The 1,567-nt window shown below is 64.3% G+C and carries 2 protein-coding genes; both read right to left on the reverse strand.

All coding sequences use genetic code 11. From position 1 onward, the window contains the following. Nucleotides 1-1,291 (reverse strand): MATE family efflux transporter (locus A2I95_RS36750; RefSeq protein WP_291737420.1); only part of this gene is annotated, 1,291 nt, incomplete at its 3' end. Between the two features lie 122 nt (nt 1,292-1,413). Then, the gene (locus A2I95_RS36755) at nt 1,414-1,560 is read right to left on the reverse strand and encodes a DUF5928 domain-containing protein (protein WP_291737421.1); all 147 of its coding nucleotides are present in this window, start codon (nt 1,558-1,560) and stop codon (nt 1,414-1,416) included. Between the last annotated feature and the right edge of the window lie 7 nt (nt 1,561-1,567).

Raw genomic sequence — 1,567 nt, forward strand, 5'->3', positions numbered from 1 at the left:
GGCAGGCAAAGATCCCCCCGCCGGCCGCCTGGCCCAGCAGAACCCCCGGCGCACCGCCCAGGGCGCCGCCCAGCACCGCCAGCGGCCAGGTCCCCAGGGTATGGCGGCCCCAATTGATCCAAGTGGAATAGACCGGGTGGCCGAGGTTGTTGAAGCTGGCGTTTTCTACAAACAGTACCCCGTTGAAAAAGTACGCCAGCGCCAGCGGCCCGCAGAACAGATAGATCAGTGCGCGGGTCTCACCGGTGGCAGAGAACAGATCCGCGATCGGTTCGCGCAGGGCAAACAGCACCGCTGCCATCAGCAGAACGTAGACCGCGGTAAAGGTGACGCCGGCCAGAAACGCCTGGCGCACGCGGGCAAACTGCCCGGCGCCAAAGTTCTGACCGATGATCGGGCCGATGGCACCGGACAGCGCAAAGATCACCGAGAAGGCCACCGGCATCAGGCGCCCGATCACCGCCATCCCGGCGACCGCCTCAGTTCCGAACTGAGCAATCTCACGCAGGACAATGGCATTGCCGAGCGGGGTTGCAACATTGGTCAGCACCGCAGGTACCGCAATCGCCCGGATTGCCCGCAGGTCGCCGCCGATCTGCCGCAGCGAGGGCCGCATGAAGCCCTGATGGACCCGGATGGCGGGCCAAAAGGCGGCCCCCAGCATACAGGCGCGCGCCAGCACCGAGGCAATGGCCGCCCCGTCCAGCCCCAGCCCCAGGCCAAAGATCAGCAGCGGATCAAGCACTGCGTTCAACCCGCCGCCGTACAGCGTCGCCATCATTGACCTGCGCGCATCGCCATGGGCGCGCAGCACCGCCATGCCGGTCATTGCCAGGGCCACTACCCACATCGTCGGCAGGATGATCCAGACATAGCGCATGGCCAGCCGCAGCACCTCGCCCTCGGCGCCAAGCAGCCCCAGGATCTGTTCCAGAAAGGTCAGCACCAGCACCGGCATCAAAAGCCCGGTCAGCACCCCCATGGCGGCCACGCTGGTGGCGTAATGCTGCGCCTGATCCGGCCGCCCCGCGCCCAGCTCCCGCGCCACCAGCGAGCCCGCGGCGATGGACAATCCGATATTGATCGAATTGGTGAAAAACAGCAGCGTTCCGGCATATCCCACCGCAGCCGCCAGAGAGTCATTTCCCAGCATCGCGATAAAGGCCATGTCGACGAAATCAACCGCAAACATCGCCATCAGCCCGATGCTGGCGGTCAGCGACATGCGGGTGACATGCCGCATCAGGCTGCCAGTCAGGAAGACGGCTTTGCGTTCCGGCTGGTCTGCCATCTTTCAATCCTTTCGGTCTTTATGGTCCATGTGCGGCAAATCCGGTCATCGGCATATGGCTGTATATGGCAAAGCCGCAATCCTGATCTGGTCAATGCGGGCTGCCGCGCGCGGCGGCCGGATCAATCTGCGAACAGGTAATGGGTTCCGGCGATCTGCATGGCTTTCTCCTCGGCCAGCCCCAGGAAACCGCGCAACTGCCCTGCGTTTTCCTCCGGGCTGCTGCTTTCCCGCATATGGAACAACTGGCTGAACCCGGCATCGCGGATGCCGTCG

The organism is Leisingera sp. F5 (assembly GCF_001593695.1).